The 23,568-nt window shown below is 70.7% G+C and carries 21 protein-coding genes and 1 pseudogene; 13 read left to right on the plus strand and 9 right to left on the minus strand.

Annotated features, from left to right (window positions below; all coding sequences use genetic code 11):
- The first annotated feature begins 111 nt into the window (after positions 1-111).
- The 3 genes from hydA (at position 112) to AB5J53_RS38190 (ending at position 4,228) form a co-directional block, all read left to right on the plus strand.
- Positions 112-1,512: a dihydropyrimidinase gene (hydA, locus tag AB5J53_RS38180; protein ID WP_369250173.1), complete on the plus strand. Its 1,401-nt coding sequence runs from the start codon at positions 112-114 to the stop codon at positions 1,510-1,512.
- A gap of 18 nt (positions 1,513-1,530) precedes the next feature.
- Positions 1,531-2,550, plus strand: a complete 1,020-nt coding sequence (locus tag AB5J53_RS38185) for a TIGR03842 family LLM class F420-dependent oxidoreductase (protein ID WP_369250174.1) — start codon at positions 1,531-1,533, stop codon at positions 2,548-2,550.
- Between the two features lie 151 nt (positions 2,551-2,701).
- Positions 2,702-4,228 (plus strand): NCS1 family nucleobase:cation symporter-1, encoded by a 1,527-nt coding sequence (locus tag AB5J53_RS38190; protein WP_369250175.1) that lies wholly within the window; start codon positions 2,702-2,704, stop codon positions 4,226-4,228.
- Between the two features lie 151 nt (positions 4,229-4,379).
- Here AB5J53_RS38190 and AB5J53_RS38195 read toward each other — a convergent pair whose 3' ends face one another.
- From AB5J53_RS38195 to AB5J53_RS38205, 3 genes are all read right to left on the minus strand, one after another.
- The gene (locus tag AB5J53_RS38195) at positions 4,380-5,042 is read right to left on the minus strand and encodes a hypothetical protein (RefSeq protein ID WP_369250176.1); all 663 of its coding nucleotides are present in this window, start codon (positions 5,040-5,042) and stop codon (positions 4,380-4,382) included.
- A 121-nt stretch (positions 5,043-5,163) separates the two neighbouring features.
- Positions 5,164-6,042 (minus strand): class I SAM-dependent methyltransferase, encoded by an 879-nt coding sequence (locus AB5J53_RS38200; RefSeq protein ID WP_369250177.1) that lies wholly within the window; start codon positions 6,040-6,042, stop codon positions 5,164-5,166.
- Positions 6,039-7,040, minus strand: coding sequence for a carboxymuconolactone decarboxylase family protein (locus AB5J53_RS38205; RefSeq protein ID WP_369250178.1), 1,002 nt, complete (start codon positions 7,038-7,040; stop codon positions 6,039-6,041). The genes AB5J53_RS38200 and AB5J53_RS38205 overlap by 4 nt, the downstream gene beginning before the upstream one ends.
- Positions 7,041-7,554: 514 nt before the next feature.
- On the opposite strand from AB5J53_RS38205, the pseudogene AB5J53_RS38210 reads away from it, so the two are divergent.
- From AB5J53_RS38210 to AB5J53_RS38220, 3 genes and pseudogenes are all read left to right on the plus strand, one after another.
- A pseudogene (locus tag AB5J53_RS38210) lies at positions 7,555-8,666 on the plus strand (sensor histidine kinase).
- Positions 8,663-9,340 carry a response regulator gene (locus tag AB5J53_RS38215; RefSeq protein WP_369250179.1) on the plus strand — a complete coding sequence of 226 codons (678 nt, stop codon included), beginning with the start codon at positions 8,663-8,665 and terminating at the stop codon, positions 9,338-9,340. Before AB5J53_RS38210 ends, AB5J53_RS38215 begins: the two are co-directional and overlap by 4 nt.
- A 91-nt stretch (positions 9,341-9,431) precedes the next feature.
- Positions 9,432-9,986: a Uma2 family endonuclease gene (locus AB5J53_RS38220; RefSeq protein ID WP_369250180.1), complete on the plus strand. Its 555-nt coding sequence runs from the start codon at positions 9,432-9,434 to the stop codon at positions 9,984-9,986.
- A 13-nt stretch (positions 9,987-9,999) separates the two neighbouring features.
- Here the strand turns inward: AB5J53_RS38220 and AB5J53_RS38225 are convergent, their stop codons facing one another.
- Positions 10,000-11,070 carry a lipoate--protein ligase family protein gene (locus tag AB5J53_RS38225; protein WP_369252705.1) on the minus strand — a complete coding sequence of 357 codons (1,071 nt, stop codon included), beginning with the start codon at positions 11,068-11,070 and terminating at the stop codon, positions 10,000-10,002.
- A gap of 178 nt (positions 11,071-11,248) precedes the next feature.
- On the opposite strand from AB5J53_RS38225, the gene AB5J53_RS38230 reads away from it, so the two are divergent.
- From AB5J53_RS38230 to AB5J53_RS38245, 4 genes are all read left to right on the plus strand, one after another.
- Positions 11,249-13,069 (plus strand): gamma-glutamyltransferase family protein, encoded by a 1,821-nt coding sequence (locus tag AB5J53_RS38230; protein ID WP_369250181.1) that lies wholly within the window; start codon positions 11,249-11,251, stop codon positions 13,067-13,069.
- Between the two features lie 201 nt (positions 13,070-13,270).
- On the plus strand, positions 13,271-14,116 hold the full coding sequence (locus AB5J53_RS38235) for an inositol monophosphatase (RefSeq protein ID WP_369250182.1): 846 nt from the start codon (positions 13,271-13,273) through the stop codon (positions 14,114-14,116).
- 176 nt (positions 14,117-14,292) lie between these two features.
- Positions 14,293-15,702, plus strand: coding sequence for a phytoene desaturase family protein (locus tag AB5J53_RS38240; RefSeq protein ID WP_369252707.1), 1,410 nt, complete (start codon positions 14,293-14,295; stop codon positions 15,700-15,702).
- Positions 15,699-16,208: an O-acetyl-ADP-ribose deacetylase gene (locus AB5J53_RS38245; protein WP_369250183.1), complete on the plus strand. Its 510-nt coding sequence runs from the start codon at positions 15,699-15,701 to the stop codon at positions 16,206-16,208. The genes AB5J53_RS38240 and AB5J53_RS38245 overlap by 4 nt, the downstream gene beginning before the upstream one ends.
- Positions 16,209-16,218: 10 nt before the next feature.
- On the opposite strand, the gene AB5J53_RS38250 is transcribed toward AB5J53_RS38245, so the two are convergent.
- The 3 genes from AB5J53_RS38250 to AB5J53_RS38260 all read right to left on the minus strand — a co-directional run bounded on the left by AB5J53_RS38250 (position 16,219) and on the right by AB5J53_RS38260 (position 18,277).
- Positions 16,219-16,590 (minus strand): hypothetical protein, encoded by a 372-nt coding sequence (locus tag AB5J53_RS38250; RefSeq protein WP_369250184.1) that lies wholly within the window; start codon positions 16,588-16,590, stop codon positions 16,219-16,221.
- 70 nt (positions 16,591-16,660) lie between these two features.
- Positions 16,661-17,374 (minus strand): SDR family NAD(P)-dependent oxidoreductase, encoded by a 714-nt coding sequence (locus tag AB5J53_RS38255; RefSeq protein WP_369250185.1) that lies wholly within the window; start codon positions 17,372-17,374, stop codon positions 16,661-16,663.
- A gap of 282 nt (positions 17,375-17,656) precedes the next feature.
- Complete coding sequence (locus tag AB5J53_RS38260) at positions 17,657-18,277, minus strand: TetR/AcrR family transcriptional regulator (protein WP_369250186.1); 621 nt, start codon at positions 18,275-18,277, stop codon at positions 17,657-17,659.
- Positions 18,278-18,440: 163 nt separating this feature from the next.
- Here AB5J53_RS38260 and AB5J53_RS38265 point away from each other — a divergent pair, with 163 nt between their 5' ends.
- A complete protein-coding gene (locus tag AB5J53_RS38265) occupies positions 18,441-19,298 on the plus strand; it encodes a hypothetical protein (RefSeq protein ID WP_369250187.1) in 858 nt (285 codons plus the stop codon).
- Positions 19,299-19,461: 163 nt separating this feature from the next.
- Here the strand turns inward: AB5J53_RS38265 and AB5J53_RS38270 are convergent, their stop codons facing one another.
- Positions 19,462-20,361, minus strand: coding sequence for a M48 family metalloprotease (locus AB5J53_RS38270; RefSeq protein WP_369250188.1), 900 nt, complete (start codon positions 20,359-20,361; stop codon positions 19,462-19,464).
- On the minus strand, positions 20,358-20,741 hold the full coding sequence (locus AB5J53_RS38275) for a BlaI/MecI/CopY family transcriptional regulator (RefSeq protein ID WP_369250189.1): 384 nt from the start codon (positions 20,739-20,741) through the stop codon (positions 20,358-20,360). Before AB5J53_RS38275 ends, AB5J53_RS38270 begins: the two co-directional genes overlap by 4 nt.
- 176 nt (positions 20,742-20,917) lie before the next feature.
- On the opposite strand from AB5J53_RS38275, the gene AB5J53_RS38280 reads away from it, so the two are divergent.
- Together AB5J53_RS38280 and AB5J53_RS38285 are read left to right on the plus strand one after the other, a co-directional pair.
- The gene (locus tag AB5J53_RS38280; protein ID WP_369250190.1) at positions 20,918-22,420 is read left to right on the plus strand and encodes a hypothetical protein; all 1,503 of its coding nucleotides are present in this window, start codon (positions 20,918-20,920) and stop codon (positions 22,418-22,420) included.
- Positions 22,421-22,527: 107 nt separating this feature from the next.
- Positions 22,528-23,388, plus strand: a complete 861-nt coding sequence (locus tag AB5J53_RS38285) for a lysylphosphatidylglycerol synthase domain-containing protein (RefSeq protein ID WP_369252709.1) — start codon at positions 22,528-22,530, stop codon at positions 23,386-23,388.
- Positions 23,389-23,568 lie beyond the last annotated feature (180 nt).

Below are 23,568 nucleotides of genomic sequence, written 5' to 3' on the forward strand. Positions count from 1 at the left end.
TCCTTTCAAGGGCGGGACAACCCCCGGACCCGCGGCCGAAACAGTGTTGATCGCAGTTTTTAACAGCAACCGGATTCCCTCAGTGCACGCACGACCGGAAGGAGAGGGAGCATGAGCCGTACCGTCATCCGTGGTGGCCTCGTCATCACCGCGTCGGACGAGATCCACGCCGACGTCCTGATCGAGGACGGCCGGATCGCGGCCCTCGCCGCGACCGGCACCCCGGCGGCCGAGGCGTGGACGGCCGAGCGGACCGTCGACGCCACCGGCAAGTACGTCATCCCGGGCGGCGTCGACGCCCACACCCACATGGAGCTGCCGTTCGGCGGCACCTTCGCCTCCGACACCTTCGAGACGGGCACCCGGGCCGCGGCCTGGGGCGGCACCACCACCATCGTCGACTTCGCGGTGCAGAGCGTCGGCCACTCGCTGCGTGAGGGCCTGGACGCCTGGAACGCCAAGGCCGACGGCAAGTGCGCCATCGACTACGCCTTCCACATGATCGTCTCCGATGTGAATCAGGAGACGCTCAAGGAGATGGACCTGCTGGTCGAAGAGGGCGTCACCTCCTTCAAGCAGTTCATGGCCTACCCCGGGGTCTTCTACAGCGACGACGGCCAGATCCTGCGCGCCATGCAGCGCTCCGCCGAGAACGGCGGCCTGATCATGATGCACGCGGAGAACGGCATCGCGATCGACGTCCTTGTCGAGCAGGCGCTCTCCCGTGGGGAGACCGATCCCCGCTATCACGGGGAGGTCCGCAAGGCACTGCTCGAAGCCGAGGCCACCCACCGCGCCATCAAGCTCGCGCAGGTCGCGGGCGCCCCGCTGTACGTCGTGCACGTCTCGGCGCAGGAGGCGGTCGCCGAGCTGGCACGGGCGCGCGACGAGGGCCTGAACGTCTTCGGCGAGACCTGCCCGCAGTATCTGTTCCTGTCCACCGACAACCTGGCCGAGCCCGACTTCGAGGGCTCGAAGTACGTGTGCAGTACGCCTCTTCGCCCCAAGGAGCACCAGGCGGCGCTGTGGCGCGGACTGCGCACGAACGACCTCCAGGTCGTCTCCACCGACCACTGCCCCTTCTGCTTCGTGGGCCAGAAGGAGCTCGGCCGCGGCGACTTCTCGAAGATCCCCAACGGCCTTCCCGGCGTCGAGAACCGTATGGACCTGCTGCACCAGGCCGTCGTCGACGGGCACATCTCGCGCCGCCGCTGGATCGAGATCGCCTGCGCGACCCCGGCGCGGATGTTCGGCCTGTACCCGAAGAAGGGCACCATCGCGCCGGGCGCCGACGCCGACATCGTCATCTACGACCCGCACGCCGAGCAGGTCATGTCGGTCGAGACGCACCACATGAACGTCGACTACTCGGCGTATGAGGGCAAGCACGTCACCGGACGGGTCGAGTCCGTGCTCTCGCGCGGCGAACTGGTCATCACCGAGCGGGAGTTCACCGGACGCGCGGGTCACGGCGTCTACACCCCCCGCTCCACCTGTCAGTACCTTCTCTGAGCGACTAGGAGTGGCGCCATGGACTTCGGACTCGTGTTGCAGACCGACCCCCCTGCCTCCCGCGTCATCGAGCTGATGAAGCGGGCCGAGGGCAACGGCTTCACCTACGGCTGGACCTTCGACTCCGCCGTGCTGTGGCAGGAACCCTTTGTGATCTACAGTCAGATCCTCGCGAACACGGAGAAGCTGACGGTCGGCCCGATGGTCACCAACCCGGGCACCCGCACCTGGGAGGTCACCGCCTCCACCTTCGCGACGCTCAACGACATGTACGGCAACCGCACGGTGTGCGGCATCGGCCGCGGCGACTCGGCGATGCGCGTCGCCGGACGCAAGCCCAACACGCTCGCCCGCATCAGCGAGGCGATGAAGGTGATCCGGGCACTCGGGCGCGGCGACGAGGCCGACCTCGGCGGCACCGTCATCAAGTTCCCGTGGGTCAAGCCCGGCGCCGAACTCCCGGTCTGGATGGCCGCGTACGGCCCGAAGGCACTGAAAATGACCGGTGAGGAGGCCGACGGCTTCATCCTGCAGCTCGCGGATCTGTACCTGACCGAGTACATGGTCAAGGCCGTGAAGAACGCCGCCGCCGAGGCCGGACGCGACCCCTCCGACGTCAAGATCTGCGTCGCCGCACCCGCGTACATCACCGAGGACGACTCGCCGGAGGCGCTCGCCCACGCACGTGAGCAGTGCCGCTGGTTCGGCGGCATGGTCGGCAACCACGTCGCCGACCTCGTCTCCAAGTACGGCGAGCACTCCGCCGCCGTACCCGACGAACTCACCGACTACATCAAGGCCCGCGAGGGCTACGACTACTCCCACCACGGACGCGCCGACAACCCCGACACCGCGTTCGTGCCCGACGAGATCGTCGACCGGTTCTGCCTGATCGGCACGGCCGAGCGGCACATCGAGAAGCTCGACGCGCTGCGCGAGCTCGGCGTCGACCAGTTCGCGGTGTACGACATGCACGACGCGCAGGAGGCCACCATCGACGCGTACGGGTCGACGGTCATCCCGGCCATCAACGGCTGATCGCGCAAGCCCAGCCCCACAGCGGCTCCCGCTCCCTCCCCGAACGTCCCCTTCCCGCCGTCCCGGGAAGGGGACCGGCCGCACCCGCACATCCCCCCACGGCGTCACCCGCACGGCCTCTCCCGTCACTCCTCATCTGATTGGCCTGCCCATGACCGAGACCGTCCCCCCGGACAGCCCGCCCGCCGCTCAAGTCACGCTCGCCGACGGGCGGGTGGAGATCGCGCCCGACGCCCCGGCGCCGAGCGGCCCCTACGCCAACGAGGACCTGCTGCCGGTCCCGGTCGAGAAGCGCACCTGGACCACGTACAACTTCTCCGCGCTGTGGGTCGGCATGGCCCACAACACCGCTTCCTGGACGCTGGCCTCCGGTCTGATAGCCGTCGGCATGGACTGGAAGCAGGCCGTCTTCACCATCGCGCTGGCGAACCTGATCGTGCTGGTCCCGATGCTGCTCACCGGGCACGCCGGACCCAAGTACGGCATACCGTTCCCGGTCTTCGCGCGCGCCTCCTTCGGTGTCCGCGGCGCCAACCTGCCCGCCGTCGTACGGGCGTTGGTGGCCTGTGGCTGGTTCGGCATCCAGACCTGGATCGGCGGCGAGGCGATCTACTTCCTCGCCGGGAAGCTCTTCGGCGACAGCTGGGCGAACGCCTCCGAGGTCGGCGGCTACGCCTGGACCATGTGGCTGTCCTTCGCGATCTTCTGGGTGCTCCAGGTCGCCATCATCTACCGGGGCATGGAGACGATCCGCCGCTTCGAGAACTGGGCGGCGCCCTTCGTGCTCATCGGCGCCGGTGTGATGCTGTGGTGGATGAGCAGCAAGGCGGGCGGCTTCGGCCCGCTGCTCGACCAGCCCTCCAAGCTGGGCTGGGGCGGCGAATTCTGGAAACTGTTCTGGCCCTCGCTGATGGGCATGATCGGCTTCTGGTCCACGCTGTCGCTGAACATCCCCGACTTCACCCGCTACGGCAAGAGTCAGAAGGCGCAGACCTGGGGGCAGGCGCTCGGCCTGCCGACCACGATGACGCTCTTCGCCTTCCTGTCGGTCATGGTCACCTCGGGTTCGCAGGCCGTGTACGGCAAGGCGATCTGGGACCCGGTACAGCTGGCCGCCAAGACGGACAACGTCGCCGGCATCCTCTTCGCCCTGGTCACCGTGCTGGTCGCGACCCTGTCCGTGAACATCGCGGCCAACCTGGTCTCGCCGGCCTTCGACTTCTCCAACATCGCGCCCAGGAAGATCAACTTCCGCGCCGGCGCGCTCGCCACCTGCGTCCTCGGCGTGCTGATCTTCCCCTGGAAGCTGTACTCCGACCCGCAGGGCTACATCTTCACCTGGCTCGGCCTGGTCGGCGGTCTGCTCGGCACGGTCGCCGGCATCCTCATCGCCGACTACTGGATCCTGCGCCGTACCAAGCTCGACCTCGCCGACCTGTACCGCACGGGCGGCCGCTACTGGTACGACGGCGGCTGGAACTGGCGCGCCGTCGTCGCCTTCGTCACCGGCGGCGTCCTGGCCATCGGCGGCGCCGACTTCCACCCGCTGATCGACGGCCGGCCCATTCCGGCGCTGGAGTCGCTGGCCGACTACGGTTGGGCGGTCGGACTCGGTACGTCGATGGTTCTGTACGTGGTGCTGATGCTGCTGCGGGGCAAGGAGAAGGCCACTGTCTGACGTGCCCGACTTACGTGCCCATGGGTAGAGCCGACCGCTTCGTCCCGGTCGGCTCTACCGCGTTTTGGCGGACCTGCGTCGGTTTTTCAGGTCCTGTTCCGGTCTTCGGGTCCCGTCCCGGTTCTTCAGGTCCCGTTGCGGATCTTCCCGGCTATTGCCGGCTCTTCTCCAGTGCGGCCACCGCGTCCTTGGCGGCCTTGATGGCGCCCTTGTTGATCTCGTCCGTACTCGGCGCCTTCTTCGTCTCGAAGTCACTGCCGTTGTACGTGATGACCACCAGCGCGTTGGACACCTGCGCCAGCACCACTCCCTCGCGCGTCTGCTGCTTGTCCTCGGTGGTGAGGTTCACGACGGAGTAGGCCCTGTCGCCGAGTCCGGGGACCGCCCCGCCGCCGCTCTTGTCCGCGACGCGCTCCTTGTAGGACTTCTGTGCCGCTTCGTCCGACGCCTTGATCTCGTACGAGACGTCGAGCCAGCGGTAGTCGAACCCCTTCAGCGCGTTCCAGGAGCAGGTGCGGCGCACCGACTTGTCGGTCGAGGCGATCTCCTGCCCGGCCGTCTTGGCGCCCGGGACCAGGGACTTGACCGTCGTCTCCGTCACGCCGTCGCAGGGCGCGGGCGACGCGGTGTATGTCTTGGTGGCGGCGGACGTCGATGGCGCACTTGCCGTATCGGTCGTCTTTTGCGTCGGTTTGTGCTCGGCGGTGGGGGTCGCGGCCAACGGACCGGACGTAAGGGCCCAGCCCGCGGAGGCGAGCACGGCGACCGGCAACAGGCGCGCGGAGAGAGCGAGCGGCAGAGGAAGAGAACGCAAGACGCACTTCTCGTGGGGGACGGTGCGGAGGGGTCCGCACTGCGGACGGGACGCCAGTGTCACATGAGTCCCTGTGGGGCGGAAGTGCCAACTCGCTCCGTGCCTGTGTGGTGACAGTGGCTCACTGTTGACGGGGTGCGGGCCGTTTCTCGCCGTCCTTCGTGATCGCCCTCGCCGTCACGAGCCACACCGCCCCCCGGAGGCGGACGCCGCGATTCGTCTCGTACGGGCGCAACGTGTCCTCCAGGGCGGCGCGCGTGCCGGCGTCGACCGTTCGGCCGGGCGTGCGGGAGAGGATGAAGTCGACGGCGTCCGCGGCGTCGCGCCCCCATGTCGTGTCGACACCCACCGGGGTCACGGTCACGTCGACGTATCCCTGAAGCGCTTCGCGGATCCGCGCCGGGTCGGACAAGGACGCCATCGCGACCTGCGCGGCGGCGATGTCGCCGTCCGTACCCTCGCCGTCTCCATCGCCTCCTTCGAGGAGTTTGCCGAAGAGGCCGAGAGCGCGCGACTCCTCGATGTGCGGACCGGCGGGCCGCGGACACACGAACGCGAGCCGCCCTCCCGGCCGCAACGCCCCTGCCAGATTCCGGAAGGCGGCCGCGTGGTCAGCGAAGAACATCACGCCGCCCCGGCTGATGACCACGTCGTATCCGGCGCGCGGGAAGGGATGGATCTGCGCGTCGGCAAGCTCGTACGCGGCATTCGTGACGCCCTCGGCGGCGGTGATCGCCCGTGCCCTGTCGAGCAGGGGCGCCGAGATGTCGACTCCCACGGCATGTCCGCTCGCGGCCAGCCGGGCCGCGATCCGCGTGGTCGCCCCGGCGCCGCAGCCGACGTCGAGGACGCGGTCGCCCGCCGAGATGGCCGCGCCCGCGAACAGCGCGTCGTTCACGCCCGACACCATCGCGTCGTAACGCTCCTGGTGGGTGGCCCAGTGGGTGCCGACCGGGCCGTTCCAGGCCTGTGCTTGCGCGGAGTTGGCGATCCGGGTCACGAGGTCTCCTTCATGGTGCCGACGGGAAGCGCGCTCTCGATGCGGTCGACGGCGGCGAACGCGCCGTACGCCACGAGGTGCACGAGACAGTGGTCGGTATGGATCGGTCGGCGCCAGGCCGTCACGTCCTCGTCCGTGATGCGGTACGGGGCGAGGGCGGCCAGCAGCGCGAGACGGGCGCCGGGGCGGGAGCGGTCGGGCAGTTCGTCCCGGCCGAGCGGCGGATGCGTGCCGTCCCACGCCTCGAGCGTTTCCCGTACGAGGATCCGGTCGCCCTCGTCCAGGAGCCCCGCTCCGGCGGTGGCGGCGTCGCGCAGTGCGGCGTAGGCCGGGCCGACCGTGCTCCCTTGCGCCCAGTCCGGCCCGGGACCCGGGTCGTCGAGCAGCGCCAGGCCCGCACCGGGGGAGGGGCGCCGACGCACCGTCTTGGCGACCGAACGTCCCGCGAGGCTCCTCACCGCCCGGAAGCGCTGGACGTTGCCCGGCAGCAGGTTCTCGGTCAGCAGGGCCGACACGATCCGGTTGATGAAGTGGAAGGAGAGGGCGGTGCCGATATAGGCGGGGGCGTGGGCGCCGGGGAAGGGGTACGGCGTCAACTCGGCCGCCCCAGGGGTCCGGCTCGCCCTGCCCCACGCCAGCACACGCGCGTGGCGCTCGTCGGCGGGGGTCTCCCCGCGCACCATGGCTTCGGCGAGGGAGTGGTCCCCGGTGGCGTGCAGCAACATCGTGTGCGCGTCCACACAGAACGGACACCGATTGGCTTCGGACACCCCCAGCGCCGCGAGTTCCTTCCCGGTCCTGTCACCGCCGCCCGCGATGAGCGACTCGCGCATCAACGCCCAGGCGGCGGCCATGATTTCGGGCGCGGAGGAGAGCACGACGAACGTCGTCGCGCGCTCGATCCCGAAGTCTTCCGCGAGTTGGGCGTAGACGGCCGCGGTGACGCCGGTGGCGGATTTGGGTGGGGGCGGGGTGGTGTAGCGGAAGGGGCTGGACATGGGGTGCCTCCGGGCTGTGGGTGGTTGTTCAGGGTTGTGGGCTGCGGGCTGCGGGTTGTGGGCTGCGGGCTGATGGCTGTCGGTTGTCGGCTGGCCGCCGGCGACTGGCGGTGGGCGATTGACGGTTGGTGGCTGAGTGCTGGCCGCGAACCTTGGCCTGCACAAGGTGTCGGCCGACCGCCGGTGTCCTGGCCGGTGGCCACTGATTGCCATGCGCGAGCGGGTGGGCGGTGGCCGCCGGCCGCGCCCGTTGGCCGGCGACCTCGACCGCCCACCGCTGTGGGCAGTCGTTCCGCAGGGCCGAGAGCTCGGGGGAGGACGGGTGCAGCCACCAGCGCCGGGTGCCGTTGCAACCCTGGCCCAGGCGAGGCACCCGAGACGTCGTACCCCCGAAGGCAATACCAGCTACCCCCACCGGGGCCCGCGCACAGCGCGACCTACTGCGCCGGGAGTACCCCGGCACCCATCCACAGGTCTGACGCGGCTGTCGGCGCAGCCGCATATGGTGCCGAACATGCAGCTGGACCAGGCCACCCGCAGGAACATCACCGACGCGACGCTCGCCGTCGTGATCGGCGCCCTCGTCGTGACCGCGGCTGCCTTCGACGACGGCACGACCCCCGTCGACTACGCACTGATCGGCGTCGGCTCCCTGGCCCTCGCGGCCTATCGCAGGGCGCCGCGCGCCGTGCTGGCGGCGAGCACGGCCGCCACGACCGCCTACGTCGTCCACGCCCACCCAGGCTCCCTCTCCGCCCTCCCTGTCCTGGCCGCCGTACACACGGCGGCCCGTGCGGGCCACCGAGGCGTGGCGGCGATGGCAAGCGCCGCCTTCCTGGCGGGATACGTGGCGACGGGCCCCACGACACAGGAGATCGTCGAGCGGAGTCTCCTGCTCGCCGGCTGGTTCCTGTGCGCCCTGGTGACCGGCCTCGCCGACCGCAACTGGCAGGCGTACCTGCGCCAGACGGAACAGCGCGCGCTGGAGGCGGAACGCACCCGCGAGGAGGCGGCACTGAGACGCGCGGGCGAAGAACGGCTCCGGATCGCCCGGGAGTTGCACGACTCGCTCACGCACACCATCTCGATCGTCAAGCTCCAGGCGGGCGTTGCCGTCCACCTCGCCCGCAAGCGCGGCGAGGAGGTTCCGCCCGCGCTGCTCGCCATCCAGGAGGCGGGCGGCGAGGCGATGCGCGAACTGCGCGCCACGCTGGAGGTGTTGCGCACCGACGAGCCGACCGGCACACCCGCGCTGCTGGTGGAACGGGCCCGAGCCGCCGGTCTCGCCGTCGATCTGAGGGTGACCGGCGAGGAATGCGCGCTCACGGCGACCGTCGACCGCGCCGCGTACCGCATCGTCCAGGAGGCCCTCACGAACGCCGCCCGCCACGCGGGCCCCGCCAAGGTGACCGTCGAACTCGACTACGCACGGGTGAGTTGACGATCCGCGTGGACGACGACGGCACCGCCCAGTCGGCCCGGCCGCCCAGACCCGGCATCGGCCTCACCGGCATGCGTGAACGGGTCACGGCCCTCGGTGGCACCCTGCAGGCCGGCCCGCGCGCGGAGGGTGGCTTCTCGGTACGGGCCGAACTGCCGCTGGGCATACCGGAGGACGTGTCGTGATCAGGGTCGCGCTCGTCGACGACCAGGCCCTCATGCGGGCCGGCTTCCGCGCTCTGCTCGACGCCGAGGAAGGCATCGAGGTGGTCGGCGAGGCCGCCGACGGAGAACAGGGGCTGGCCCTCGTGAGAGCCGAGGTGCCGGACGTCGCCCTCGTCGACGTGCAGATGCCGGTGATGACGGGCATCGAGGCGACCCGCCGTATCGCCGCCGACCCCGAACTGTCCGGCGTGCGCGTCGTCATCCTCACCAACTACGGCTTGGACGAGTACGTCTTCGAGGCGCTGCGCGCCGGTGCCAGCGGTTTCCTGCTCAAGGACACCGAGCCCGCCGACCTGCTCCAGGCCATCGAGGTCGTCGTCCACGGAGAGGCGCTGCTGTCCCCGTCCGTGACGCGCACCCTGATCGGCGAGTTCGTCGCCCGGCCGCCGGACCGGGCCACCGCGCCGGGCCTGGAGCACCTCACGCGCCGCGAACGCGAGGTCACCGCACTCGCCGCGCGCGGCCTCACCAACGAGGAGATCGCCGCGCACATGGTCATCAGCCCCTTCACGGCGAAGACCCACATCAGCCGGGCGATGACGAAGCTGGGCGCCCGCGACCGGGCGCAGCTGGTGGTGTTCGCGTACGAGTCGGGGCTGGTGGCTGTTCGGCACGGAGATCACCGGTTCAGGTGAGCCGCGTGCTGAATCGCCCAACGCGTGTGGCGGATTGCGGTACACCGGGGAGGGTGGTCATGCTGCAGACACGATGTCCGACGGAGAACCGATGAGCGCTCAGCCGCACGCGTACGCAGTGACCGACCCGGAAACCGCACTGAAGTACGCGATCCAGCACATCCAGGGTGACCGTGTGCAGATCGTCGAGGGGGTCATCCAACCGATCGTGCCGTCCTGGGACCACGAGAACGTCGCCGATCTGATCCGCGAGCAGTTGGGGCCGGTGCTGCGCAGACTGGGCTGCCGGGCCGGTTCCGGGAACCTGGACCTGCCGGGGACGAGCAACTGGTACGTGCCGGATCTGGCAGTCGTGCCGAGCGACGTCGCCAAGGGCGCGGGGGCCCTGCTCCCCGACCAGACCTTGCTGATCGTCGAGGTCACCTCGGAGTCCAATGCGGAAACCGACCGCACGGTCAAACGTGCCCGCTATGCGGAGTACCGCGCACCGCTGTATCTGCTCGTCGACCGTACGGAACGGTCCTGCACCCTGTACGCAGTACCGGGCCGACTCGGCTACACCAGGGTGGAGGGGCCGCTGCCGTTCGGGACGCCTGTCGTGCTGCCTGATCCGTTCGACATGGAGCTCGACACCTCCGAGTTCTGAGCGGCACCGCCGGCTAGGGCACCCGGCCCGTCCATTCCGCCGACCCGAACTTCGACCGCGCCAGCTCCTCCGCCCGCGCCAGCTCCTCCTCTGTCACCTTGCCGTCCGCCAGCCCGTACCGGCCGCGGAACGAGTCGATCATCCGCTCGATGACCGCCTCGCGTGCGAGCCCCGTCTGCCGGCGCAACGGATCCACCCGCTTCTTCGCACTCTTCGTGCCCTTGTCGGAGAGCTTCTCCCGGCCGATGCGCAGCACTTCGAGCATCTTGTCGGCGTCGATGTCGTACGACATGGTCACGTGGTGGAGCACCGCGCCGGGCCCGCCCCCGTCCACGGGTCCCACCACCCGCTTCTGGGCGGCGCCCGCGATCTTGCCCTGGTCCGTGGCGATGTCGTTCAGCGGCTGGTACCAGGCCTTGATTCCCATGTCGCCGAGCGCGCCCAGCACCCAGTCGTCGAGATACGCGTAGCTGTCCTGGAAGGAGAGCCCCTGGACGAGCGCCTCGGGCACGGAGAGCGAGTACGTGATGGTGTTGCCCGGCTCCACGAACATCGCGCCGCCGCCGGAGATCCGGCGCACGACCTCGATGCCGTGGCGTGCGGCCCCCTCCAGGTCGACCTCGTTGCGCAGCGACTGGAAGCTGCCGATGATCACGGACGGGGCGCCCCACTCCCACACGCGCAGCGTCGGCGGACGCCGGCCCGCGGCGACCTCGGCGGTCAGCACCTCGTCCAGGGCCATGTGCAGCGCCGGGGACTGCGGACCCTCGTGGATCAGCTGCCAGTCGTAGTCCGTCCAGTCGGTGGCGTGCGCGAGCGCCCGGCGCACCGCGATCCCGATGCCCTCCGAGGTCAGCCCGTACATGACCGTGCCCACGGGCAGCGCGGCGTCGATGCGGGCGGCCAGGCCTGTCGCGTCGGTGTCGGCCGGGGCCCCGTTCAGCGCGTGGTTGACGGCGTCCAGCGCCTCGTCCGGTTCGAGGAAGAAATCGCCTGCCACGCGCGCGTGGCGCAGCACTCCGTCCTCGACGTCCAGATCCACCACGACGAGCTTGCCGCCGGGGATCTTGTACTCACCGTGCACCGATCCGCCTCCGTTCCGTTCCACGAGGACCAACGCCCATCCCGGGCGAATGATTCCGATCATTCCGGTCCTTCCGGGGCGGCTCCGTGTGGCGCGGGGCCGCTGTCCTGCCCTCCCATGAGCGCAAGTGCCATAGTCGGGACCGAGGTTGATCGCTCCGCACAGCGAGGTGGCAGGCATGTTCACGACTCGACCGACGCTCCAGGGCACCTTCGGCATGGTGTCCTCCACACACTGGCTCGCCTCGCAGTCGGCGATGGCCGTCCTGGAAGGCGGCGGCAACGCGTACGACGCCGCCGTCGCCGCGGGCTTCGTGCTGCACGTCGTCGAGCCCCACCTCAACGGGCCCGCCGGCGAGGTCCCGATCATCCTCGCCCCGGCGGGCGGCGAGGTGCGGGTCCTGTGCGGACAGGGCGTCGCGCCCGCCGGAGCGACGATCGCCCACTACAGGGGACTCGGTTTGGATCTCGTACCCGGTACGGGGCCACTCGCCGCCGCCGTGCCGGGTGCGTTCGACGCCTGGATGCTTCTGCTGCGCGACCACGGAACCAAGCCGCTCGCCGACGTGCTCAAGTACGCCATCGGGTACGCCGAGGACGGGCACGCGCCCGTGGAGCGCGTCGGCGAGACGGTCGAGACCGTGCGCGAGCTGTTCGAGACGGAGTGGACCTCGTCGGCCGAGGTGTATCTGCCGGGCGGCGAGGCACCGCGCCCCGGCGAGCTGTTCCGCAATCCCGCCCTCGCCGCGACCTGGCGACGGCTGCTCGCCGAGGTCTCCGAAGAGACGGACCGCGTGGCTCAGATCGAGGCCGCGCGCAGGGTCTGGCGCTCCGGCTTCATCGCCGAGGCCCTGGTACGCCAGGCCCGGCGGCCCACCATGGACACCAGCGGCGAGAGCCACACCGGCACCCTGACGGCCGCCGACCTGGCGGCCTGGTCCGCGACCTACGAGCCCCCGGCGACGTACGACTGGCGGGGCTGGACCCTGTGCAAGGCGGGCCCGTGGAGCCAGGGACCGGTCCTCCTGCAGCAGCTGGCCCTGCTCCCGGCCGAGCTGCCGCGCTACGGCTGCGCCGACTACGTCCACCTCCTCGTCGAGGGCTGCAAGCTCGCCATGGCCGACCGGGAGGCCTGGTACGGGGACGCGGCCGAGGTGCCGCTCGCCGAGCTGCTCTCGGAGCCGTACAACACCGCCCGGCGTGCGCTCATCGGCGACAAGGCGTCGTACGAGCTGTGCCCCGGCAGCCCCGGAGGGCGCAGCCCGCGGCTGAGCGTGCACGCGCGCGTGGTGGCCGCCGGGGAGCCGGGCTTCGACGCCCTCGCGGTACCGGGCGCCGGTGAACCGACCGTGGCCCGGACGGCCGCGGAACCCGACGTGGCACGGAACGGCGGCACCCGGGGCGACACCTGCCACCTCGACGTCGTCGACCGCTGGGGCAACATGGTCGCCGCCACCCCGAGCGGCGGCTGGCTGCAGTCCAACCCGGTCGTGCCCGAGCTGGGCTTCCCGCTCGGCACCCGGCTCCAGATGGCCTGGCTGGAGGAGGGACTGCCCAACTCCCTGACGCCGGGACGCCGCCCGCGCACCACGCTGACCCCCTCGCTGGCGCTGCGCGACGGCGTGCCGGTCATGGCGTTCGGCACCCCGGGAGGCGACCAGCAGGACCAGTGGCAGACGCACTTCTTCCTGTCCGTGGCACTGCGCTCCGAGGTGCGCGGCGGCCTCGATCTCCAGGGCGCGATCGACGCCCCGAACTGGCACAACGACAGCTTCCCCGGTTCCTTCTACCCCCGCGGCATGCGCCCCGGCAGCCTCACCGTCGAGTCCCGCATGGACGAGGCGGTTGTCGATGAACTGCGCCGCCGCGGCCATGACGTCCTGGTCGCCGAGGCCTGGTCCGAGGGGCGGCTGTGCGCGGTCGCCCGGGACCCGGAGACGGGCGTGCTGTCGGCGGCGGCGAATCCGCGTGGGATGCAGGGGTACGCGGTCGGACGCTGATCTCCGACCGCCGGCATCACTGATCGCCGTCCCCCCGGCGTCGCTGATCGCCGCCCCCGGCGTCGCTGATCGCCGTCCCCTCCCGCATGACCGATCACCGAACCCGTATTGCTGATCTCCGATCCCCGGTATTCATGGCGATTCCACCGGGAGTGCACCGGGCGGGTGGGGATTGTCAGTGGCGCGTGTTGTCATGGAGCCATGATCGAAGACATCGAAACCATCGACGAGTTTCTCGCTCACCGCACGTCCGACGTCGAAGAAGCGATCCGCAAGGCGGCCGCCGCCGAGATCATGCCGCGTTTCAGGCAGCTGGCCGCGCACGAGATCGATCAGAAGACCGGCCCGCACGACCTGGTGACGGACGCCGACCGCAAGGCCGAGGAGTACCTCACCGAGGCCCTCACCAAGCTGCTGCCCGGCTCGGTCGTGGTGGGCGAGGAAGCGGTGCACGCCAACCCGGCGACGTACGAAGCCATACGTGGCACGGCGCCGGTGTGGATCGTCGACCCCGTCGACGGAACGCGGCAGTTCGTGCACGGCGACTCCGGCTTCTGCACGCTGGTCGCGCTGGCGCTGGACGGCGTCGTGCTCGCCTCCTGGACGTACGCTCCCGCGCGCGACGAGTTCGCCACCGCGATACGTGGCCGGGGCGCCGTACTCGACGGCGTGCCCCTGCGCTCCGGCTCGCCCGAGCCGGGCCGCGACCTGGACATAGCCACGTCCCACCCGGACTACACCACGGACGAGCAGAAGCGCGCGCTCCTCGGCCTGTACGTCGAGGGGGTCGTCCCGCGCCCCTGCGGGTCGGCGGGGCTGGAGTATCTGGCCATCGCCCGCGGCGAGTTGGACGCCACGGCCTTCTCCTGGGAGGCCGCCTGGGACCACGCGGCGGGCCTGCTGCTGGTCGAGGAGGCGGGCGGCGCCCACCTGACCCTCACGGGCGAGCCGTTCCGCGTGACAGGGGGCAACGCGCTGCCGTTCACCGCGGCCCGGGACGAGGCCACGGCCCGCCGGGTGGCGGCACTGCTGGCGGCCGGAGTCTGATCGAGCGGCGGGCCTGGCCCGATCAAGAGCCTCCGCGCCCGTTCCAGGCCGGGGGACGGCTCGTGCCCGGGCGAGGGCTCCGCCCCAACCACCCGCGCCGCCAAGGCTGTCAGTCCACCGGCATATCCTGATCCTCAGTGGCCGTCGGCTGACAAAGGAGTCCGAAGGTGCCGTCGATGCTCGATGCGGTCGTAGTGGGTGCGGGGCCGAACGGACTGACGGCTGCCGTGGAGCTGGCCCGCCGGGGCTTCTCCGTGGCGGTGTTCGAGGCGCGGGACACCGTGGGCGGCGGAGCGCGCACCGAAGAGCTGACGCTGCCCGGTTTCCGGCACGACCCCTGTTCGGCGGCGCATCCGCTGGGCATAAACTCGCCCGCGTTCAAGGCGATGCCCCTGGAGCGGTACGGGCTTCAGTGGCTGCACGCCGAGCTGCCCATGGCGCACCCGTTCCCCGACGGCACGGCGGCGGTGCTCTCGCGGTCGGTGGCCGAGACCGCCGCCTCGTTCGGGCCGCGTGACGCCGGCGCGTACCGCAGGCTCGTAGCGCCGTTCCTGCCGAAGTGGGACACGCTCGCGCACGACTTCATGTCGCTGCCGCTGACCGCGCTGCCCCGCGACCCCATCACCCTCGCCCGCTTCGGCCTCGCCGGACTGCCGCCGTCGACGTGGCTGACCCGCCGCTTCCGCGACGAGCGCGCCAAGGCCCTGTTCGCCGGGCTCGTGGCGCACGTCATCGCCCCGCTGGACGGCTTCGCCACCAGCGCCGTCGGCCTGGTCTTCGCGCTGGCCGCGCACGCTCGCGGCTGGCCCGTCGCGCGCGGCGGCTCCCAGTCCATCTCCGACGCGCTCACCGCGTATCTCAAGGACCTCGGCGGCACCGTCCACACCGACTACGAGGTCAAGCGCCTGGACGACCTGCCCCCCGCGCGCGCGTACGTCTTCGACACCTCGCCCACCGCCCTGGCCCGGATCGCCGGCTTCGGGCGGTACTACGAGCGCTACCGGTACGGGGCGAGCGTGTTCAAGATCGACTACGCGCTGGACGGGCCCGTGCCCTGGACGGCCAAGGAGGCGCGCACCGCCGGGACCGTGCAGATCGGGGCGAGCAGCGCGGAGATCAGTACCGCGCTGCGGGCGGCCTCCCGTGAGGGCCGGGCGCCCGACGCGCCCTTCCTGATCACCGTGCAGCCCAGCGTCGTGGACCCCTCCCGGGCACCCGACGGCAAGCAGGTCTTCTGGGCGTACGGACATGTTCCGAACGGCTGGACGGGGGACCTCACGGACGCCATGGAGCGGCAGCTGGAGCGGTTCGCGCCGGGCTTCCGCGACCGCGTACTGGCGCGCGCGACCGCGGGCCCGCCCGAGCTCGCCTCCCGCAACGCCAACTATGTGGGCGGAGACATCGCCTGCGGCGCCGCCTCCGGGCTCCAGCTCATGCTGCGCCCCAAACTGTCCCTGTTTCCGTACAGCACCCCGCACCCGGCCGTCTTCCTCTGCTCGGCGGCCACCCCGCCGGGACCCGGCGTGCACGGAATGTCGGGGCACAACGCGGCGAAGGCCGTCTGGAGGAGGCTGAGGCAGTCATGACCACGATCACGCTGGTCCAGGGCGACATCACCCGGCAGACCGCGGACGCCATCGTCAACGCGGCGAACTCCTCGCTGCTCGGCGGCGGAGGCGTCGACGGAGCCATTCACCGCAGGGGCGGCCCCGCCATCCTCGCCGAGTGCCGCAAACTCCGTGCCGGCCACTACGGCAAGGGCCTGCCCACGGGCCAGGCGGTCGCCACCACCGCGGGCGAGCTGGACGCGCGCTGGGTGATCCACACCGTCGGCCCGCGATTTGCCCACGGGGAGGACCGGTCGGAGCTGCTGGCCTCCTGCTACCGGGAATCGCTGAGGGTGGCCGACGAGCTCGGTGCTCGCACGGTCGCGTTTCCCGCCGTCTCCGCCGGTATCTACGGGTGGCCGATGGACGACGCCGCCCGTATCGCGGTGGAGACGGTGCGGGCCACGGAGACGGCGGTCGAGGAGGTCAGATTCGTCCTCTTCGACGAGCCGGCGTACGAGGCGTTTGCCGCACAGGTCGGCTGAGCGGGGACCATCAGTCGAGCTTGGAGACCTGGTAGTGGCTGATGTACCAGCCGTCCTCCAGGCGTTTCACCAGTACGCCGAGGTTGACGTGAATAGTAGGCCGGTCGGTGAACGAGAAGTCGACGCCCAGGTAGCCCAGGACGAGGTCGTCGGCCGGGCGTCGGGTTTCGAGAATCCGATACTCCGCCGTCATCCCGAGGGGCTGGGAGTCGTAGTAGGCGGCGATGCCCGCCCTTCCGACGCTGTAGGGGTGCAGTCCCTGGAAGATCGCGTCTTCGGTGAACCGGGAGGCGACCCGCTGCGGTTCGTGCTGGTCGACGGCGGCCTTCCACTGGTCGAGGACGCCGCGCAGGATCACTTCACTGTCTGTCGTGCTGGTCATCAGGGTTCTCCTGTCGGTGGAATCGGAGGCGCGGCTTTTCGGCCGCGCCTCGCGAGCGATGCCCTGCGGGTCAGTGACCGGCGCTCATGCCGCCGTCGACGTGGAGGATCTCGCCGGTGACGAACGGGGCGTTCTCCAGGTAGATCACCGCGTCGACGATGTCGCTCGGCTCACCCATCCGGCCGACCGGATGCAGGGCGGCGAGAGCCTCATGCGTGTCCTCGGAGTGCATGGGGGTCTTGATGGTGCCCGGTGAGACCGCGTTGCTGCGGATGCCGCGCGTCGCGTACTCGATGGCGAGGGACTTGGTGGCGGACTGCAGGCCGCCCTTGGTCAACGAGGCAAGCACGGAAGGGACGTTGGAGTCGGGGTTGTCGACCAGGCTGGTGGTGACGTTGACGATGTGGCCGGCGCCCTGGGCGAGCATGTGCTCGATGGCCAGCTGGGTGATGCGGAAGAAGCCCGCGAGGTTCACGCCGGTCACCGTGGCGTAGTCGTCCTGGGTGTAGTCGGTGAAGGGCTTGGCGACGAAGACGCCGGCGTTGTTGACCAGGGTGTCGATACGGCCGAACCGCTCGATGCCGGCGGCGATGACGCGTTCGGCGGTGGCAGGGTCGGCGATGTCTCCCTGGACGGTCAGGATGTCCACGTCGTTGGAGGGGGCGATTCCGCGCGAGGTGGCGACAACCGCGTAGCCGAGCTTGCGATAGGCCTCGACGAGGCCGGCGCCGATGCCCTGCGAGGCGCCGGTGATGACTGCGACCTTCTGGTCCTGAGAGCTCATGATGACCTTCTTCGAGATGAGGTGGGGGCTTCTCGATCGATCGCGAGGAACTAGCCGACCGGTCGACTATTTGACGGTAGGTGTCTCCGCGAACAGAAGTCAAAGCTCAAGCGGGTCGGGTCCGGGACCGACTTCCTCCCACCTGGTAGGCGCAGCCTTCCAGTCCAGGTCGGATGGACAGGGCGGGGCAATGCCGGGGGCGTGCGGCGGCGGAAGCGAGGAGCGGCGCAATTGTCAGAAGGAGAGGCTGACCCCTTGGGAGAACTTGGGGCACTCGAACGGTCAGGCGTCGGCCACGGCCTCGCGCGGTGCGCGGGCACCGAGCAGGGCCAGGCAGTTCACCCACAGTGCGCCGAGCCGGCGGGTGTTGTTGTAGAGCTTGGCGAACAGCACCTGCCCCTCGAGCTGGGCGACCAGCGCCTGTGCGGCTTGCCGGGTGTCGGTCGCGGTCACCTCCTTGCGCTCGAGAGCCTCGGCTATGACCGCCTCGACCATCTCGACCTGTGCGTCGAAGATCTCCTGCAGCCGTGTCCGGATCGCCTCGGTGTGGTTGCTCATCTCCAGGCTGAGGTTCCCGAACAGGCAGCCCGAGACGGTGCCGCAGCTCTGCTGGCCGGCGAGCTGGCCGGCTTCCGTCTCCTCGAACAGCCGGAACAGGCGTCGCAGTGGTTCCTCGTCGCTGTTCAGGATGCGGGTCCAGGTGCGCTTCTGGCCGGCCCAGTGCTCGTCGATCACGGCCAGGGCGAGCGATTCCTTGGATTCGAAGAAGTAGTAGAAGCTGCCCTTGGGTACGCCGGCCGCCTTGCAGATCTCGGCCACGCCCAAGGCCGAGTAGCCGCGCAGCTCGATGAGCGATTGCGCGGCGCTGAGGATCTTCTCCCTGGCGTCGCTGGTCCGTCCCATGAAGCGAGTGTACGACCGGTCGACTATCTCTGGCATACCAGACGGTCGGGGCGTTGGCCAATGGCTGAGCCACGCGTTCAGGATGTGTTCATGGTGCGAATGCCACGTTGATGATCATGCCTCGCAGGCATGCGCACCGTACCCCCCACGGGAGAACTGAACAATGGACAAGTCGGAACTCGTCACTGATCCGAGTGCCACCGATCCGCATGTCGCCGATCCCGGCGCGTATGTGATGAAGAAGCTGCCCGAGGTGACCCTGGCCTTCTGGGTCATGAAGATCGCCGCGACGACCCTTGGCGAGACGGCGGGCGACCTCTTCGCCCAGACCCTCAAGTTCGGGTACTTCCTCACCACCATCCTGCTGTTCCTGATCTTCGTGATCACGCTGGTCGTACAGCTGAAGTCACGGCGGTACAACCCGTTCTTCTACTGGACCGTGATCCTGTCGACCAGCATGGCCGGCACCACGATGTCCGACTTCATGAACCGGGACGCCAGCGCCGAGTACCTCTCCGGCGGCGCCACCTCGCTCGGCTGGGGACCGCAGGGCCTGGGGCTCGGGTACCCCGCGGGTGCCGCGATCCTGATCTCGCTGCTCATCGTCATCTTCGTCATCTGGAAGCTGACCGGGCAGACGTTCGTCATCCGCGACATCGTGACCTTCCGGGGCGAGGCCCTCTTCTGGTCGGCGATCCTCGTGTCGAACACGCTCGGCACCTCCATGGGCGACTTCCTGTCCGACAGCTCCGGACTCGGCTACGCGGGCGGCGCGCTGCTCGTGAGCGGGGTGCTCGCGGGACTCCTCGCGCTGACGCGAGTTCCGGTCGTGCCGAATGTCCTGCTGTTCTGGTTCGCCTTCGTGCTCACCCGCCCGCTCGGCGCCACCGCGGGCGACTTCCTGACCAAGCCGGTCGCCAAGGGTGGCCTCGACCTCGGCACTGTGGGCTCCTCGGCCGTGCTCCTCGCGATCCTCGTCGGCCTCATGGGCTACGCCCACATCAAGGAGCGGCGGCCGTAGCCGGTCACGTGACTGTCGTGGCTGATCGACTGCCGGCAGAAGCCGGGCCTTCTCCAAGCCGGTGCGCGAGGTCTACTAGAACCTCGCCGATACCGGTCTGTCGGTCGCCGGACCGGCCCGCGCAACAGCCCACCGGCTGAGCCTGCGAAGGTCGCGGCCGTGCCTACCAGCCGGGCAGCGTCTCGGCCAGCAGCCGCAGCAGGTCACCGGTCGCGTCGACAGCACCGAGCGCGGGCAGCGCGCCGAGGGCGAGGACCGCCGCCCCGATGGGCCACAGGTCGGGCGGCGGCGCCGTCTGCAGCGCCGCGATACGGCGGGTGACGGCGTGCTCGGAGAAGTGCAGGGCGCATCCCGTGCGGGCGCGCTGGGAGATGAGTGCGGCGCGTGCCAGGGCGCGTGCGGTGGTGCGACGGTCGCCGACGCTGCCCGCGGCCACCTCGTCGGCCCAGCGTTCCAGCAGGAACGTGACGGTGGTGCGCACGGGCACGAGCAGCGGGTTGGCCGCGGCCGCGAGCGCGACGGCGGTCGACAGCGCCGAGTGCCGGTGCACGAGATGAGCGCGTTCGTGGGCCAGCAGGACGCGCCGCTCCGCGGGTTCGAGCGCGCCGAGCATCGCGGCCGTGACCAGGATCCGGCCCGGCGTGCCGGGAATCGCGAAGGCGTGCGGGGTCGAGGACGCGGCGACGATGAGTTCGCTGTCGGGCGGATGCCCTTCGCACAGCCGGCGCAGCACCCGGCGGATCGCGTAGTGCGCTCGTACGGCATGGAAGAGCCGGAAGGCGATCACGCCGAGCACGGCGACCGCCACGACGGCGATGGTCTCCGGGACGGGCTCGGGCAGCGAGCGACCGTCCTCACTGGCCTCCGCGGCCACCGACGGTGCCCTGTCGATCAGTGTGGCGGCGAGCAGGAACAGCGCCCAGGTGGAGGCGGCCGCGGTCAGCACGGCGGCGACGGTGAGTACGCGGGCCGCCAGCGCCGGCGACACCCGCCTGCCCACCTGCGGCGCGACCACCGGGAGCAGCAGCGACAGGACGAGTGGAACGTAGACGTCGATCCTCATGGCCCGTTTCCCCCGAGGAGGTCGCGCAGGGCCTCTTCCTCCTGGGGGCTCAGCCCGGTGACGAACTGCTGGAGGGCCGCGATCGGGTCGGGGCCGCGGTCGAGCGCCTCGTGCATGGCCTCGGCGGTCAGCTCGGCCGCGTTCTTGGCGGGCCGGTAGGCGCCGCGCCGCCCGTCCACGTCACGGAGCACCAGGCCCTTGTCGTACAGGCGCTTGAGGATGGTGTGCACGGTGTTGTAGGCGAGACCGCCGCCGATCTCGGCCTGGATCTCGGCGGGCGTCAGGGCCTCGTCGGTGGCCCACAGGGCGGCGAGGACTTCGCTCTCCAGTTCGCCCGCGCTGCGCCGTTCCGCCCTGCCGTGGGGGCCTGTGCCAGCCATGTCCGCCACCTTACAGCGCGTAGGGGCGCGAGCACCGGGCCGGACTCCGGATGCCGCTCCCGGACTGCATCCATGACTGGTTCACGCTAATTTGTCCATGATTTTCCGGCTCCATCCTTCACACTACATCCTGTAGGGTGAAGGACCCTACAGGATGTAGGGCTGAAGGGTGGACGATGGTCAAGACCTTGAACATCCCGCTCGTCGGCGCCAAGCGCCGCGCCCCGTCCTCGGCTGCCCGCGTGTCGAGACGGCCCGGCGGCGACGTGTGGCTCGCACTGGTCGCGGTCGCCTTCACCTTGGCTCAACTCGTCCTCGTACGCCCCGGAATGGGCCTCGGCTGGGACGAGACCGTGTACGTCAGTCAGGTCAGCCCGCACGTCCCCGCGGCGTTCTTCAGCGCCCCGCGCGCCCGCGGTGTCCCGCTGCTCGTCGCGCCGATCGCCTCCTGGTCCTCGTCCACGACGCTGCTGCGGGTCTACCTCGCCCTGCTGTCCGGCCTCGCCCTGTACCTGGCGTTGCGCGTCTGGCGGGGATTGTTCCCGACACGGGTACTGGCGACGGCGGGCGGCGTGTTCGCGACGCTGTGGGTGACGCTGTTCTACGGTCCGCAGGCCATGCCCAACTACTGGGTCGCGATCGGCGCCCTGGCCTGCGTCGGCTGCTTCCTGCGCGCCCGCGCGGACCGCTCCGACCGGGCGGCGTTGTGGGGGGTGGGCCTCAGCACCGCGCTGATGGCCTGGATGCGGCCCACCGACGCGGTCTGGACGGCCCTGCCGCTCCTGGTGCTCGCCGTGGCCGTCCGCGGATGGCCACGGCCGAGGCTGCTGGTCGCCCTCGTCGCGGGTCTGGTGGCCGGAGCGGGCGAGTGGGTCCTCGAGGCGTACGTCAGCTACGGCGGCCTGGGTCAGCGGCTCGCGGACGCCTCCCGCATCCAGGGCGGCCTGGGCTGGAACTTCGCCGTCGGCGACCAGATGCGCAGCCTGAGCGGACGCGCCCTGTGCCGCCCGTGCACCGGGGCGATGCCGAACCCGGTGGTGATGGTGTGGTGGTTCGCGCTGCCGCTGCTCGCCGTCCTCGGTCTGGTGATCGCCGTCAGGGCCCGGCGCACGGCGACCACACTGTTGCTCCTGGCCTGCGCCACGACGGCGGGCATCCCGTATCTGTTCATGATCGGATACGCCGCCCCGCGCTTTCTGCTCCCCGTCTACGCCCTCCTCGCGATCCCGGTCGCCGACGCCCTCGTCCACCTGGTCACCGCCCCGAGCCGGGCCTGGCGCCCGGTGGCCGTGACCCTGGTGGCGCTCGGCCTCGCCGGGCACCTGGCGGTTCAATTCGCGGTCCTGCAAGCCACCGTGCAGCGCACCACCGACTCCCACCGGGCCTGGGCGGCCACGGCGGCCGACCTGCACCGGCTCGGCGTACGGCCGCCCTGCCTGCTGACCGGCCACGAGGCCGTCCCGATCGCCTTCTACGCCGGTTGCTCCTCCGTCGCGACCAGTGGCCACAACGCCAACACCACCGAGACGGACATCGTGCGGTCCGGACGGCGCGAGCCGGTCGGCGTGCTCACCACCCCGGGAGGACGGCCGCCCGCATACGCCCGCGATTGGGCCCCGCACCCCGCCGGTGACCTGCGTGTCTATGTCGCACCAGGGGCGGGAGGCGGGGCGGTATGACCGTCCCGTCCGGCGCCCCTGCGACAACCGTCGACGGGCCGGCGTCCACGAGGAGGCCGTTGTCCGTCGGCAGACGGGTCTCCTGGCACGCCGCGGTCACTCTTGTCATGCTGGTGTGCGCGGTGTATCTAGCCCGGCGCCACTGGCCGGTGATCGAGACCGGAGCCGATCGGCTCGCCGCCGCCGACCGAGGCTGGCTGCTCGTGGCGACCGCCGCCACCTCGGCGACCTGGGCGTGTTCGGCCCTCGCCCAGCAGGGCGCGGTGGCCCGGTCGTTGCCCGCCCGGCGCCTGGTGGCGGTGCAGTTCGCGGCCTCCGCCGCCAACCACGTCCTGCCCGCCGGTCTCGGGGCGGGCGCCGTCAATCTGCGCTTCCTTACCCGTTGCGGGCTGCCCGTCACCCGGTCGGCGACCGCGCTCGCGGTCAAGGCCACCGCGGGGACCGTGGTCAGAGGCTGTCTGATCGCCGCGCTCGCGCCGGCCTGCCCCGGCGCACTGCGCTCCCCGCACGTATCCGCGACGGCATGGGCGGTGACGGTCGCGGTGGTCGCCACCGCCGTGGTCCTGCTGTCGGGGCCGCTGCGGCGCGCCCTTCGAGCCGTACTGGCGGACATCCGCGCCGTGCACGAAGTACCCGCGCGGGCGGTGGCGTTGTGGGGCGGCTCGCTCGCCTTCACCGCGCTGCACGCCGCCGTGGTCATCGCCGTCACCCAGGCCATCGACCTGCCGCTGCCCCCGGCCCAGGTGGCACTGGCGTACCTCGCCGCGAGCAGCGCCGCCGTCCTGCTGCCCACTCCCGGCGGCCTCGGCTCCCTGGACGCCGCACTCGCCCTGGCTCTCACCCTCGCCGGAGCACCGGGCAGCGCGGCGGCATCGGCGGTCCTCGGCTACCGGCTGCTGACGGTGTGGCTGCCGCTGCTTCCAGGGCTGGTCGCGCTGGGGGTGCTGGTGCGCCGCCGAGTGCTCTGAACCGCCGTACGGCTCACGTGAGTTCGAGACGGTGGCCGCGCCCCGGCAGTGTGGTGATCCGCGGCGCACGCAAGGGCTGCCGCCCCGGGTACGGCCGCACCGAGGGTACGGGCGGCGCGGGCGTCGGTCTCGCCCTCGCGGGTGGGCGGGATCGGTCGGAGGTGAGACCGGTCGGGTAGT

Origin of the sequence: Streptomyces sp. R41 (assembly GCF_041053055.1) — a bacterium.
Classification (GTDB): Bacteria; Actinomycetota; Actinomycetes; order Streptomycetales; family Streptomycetaceae; genus Streptomyces.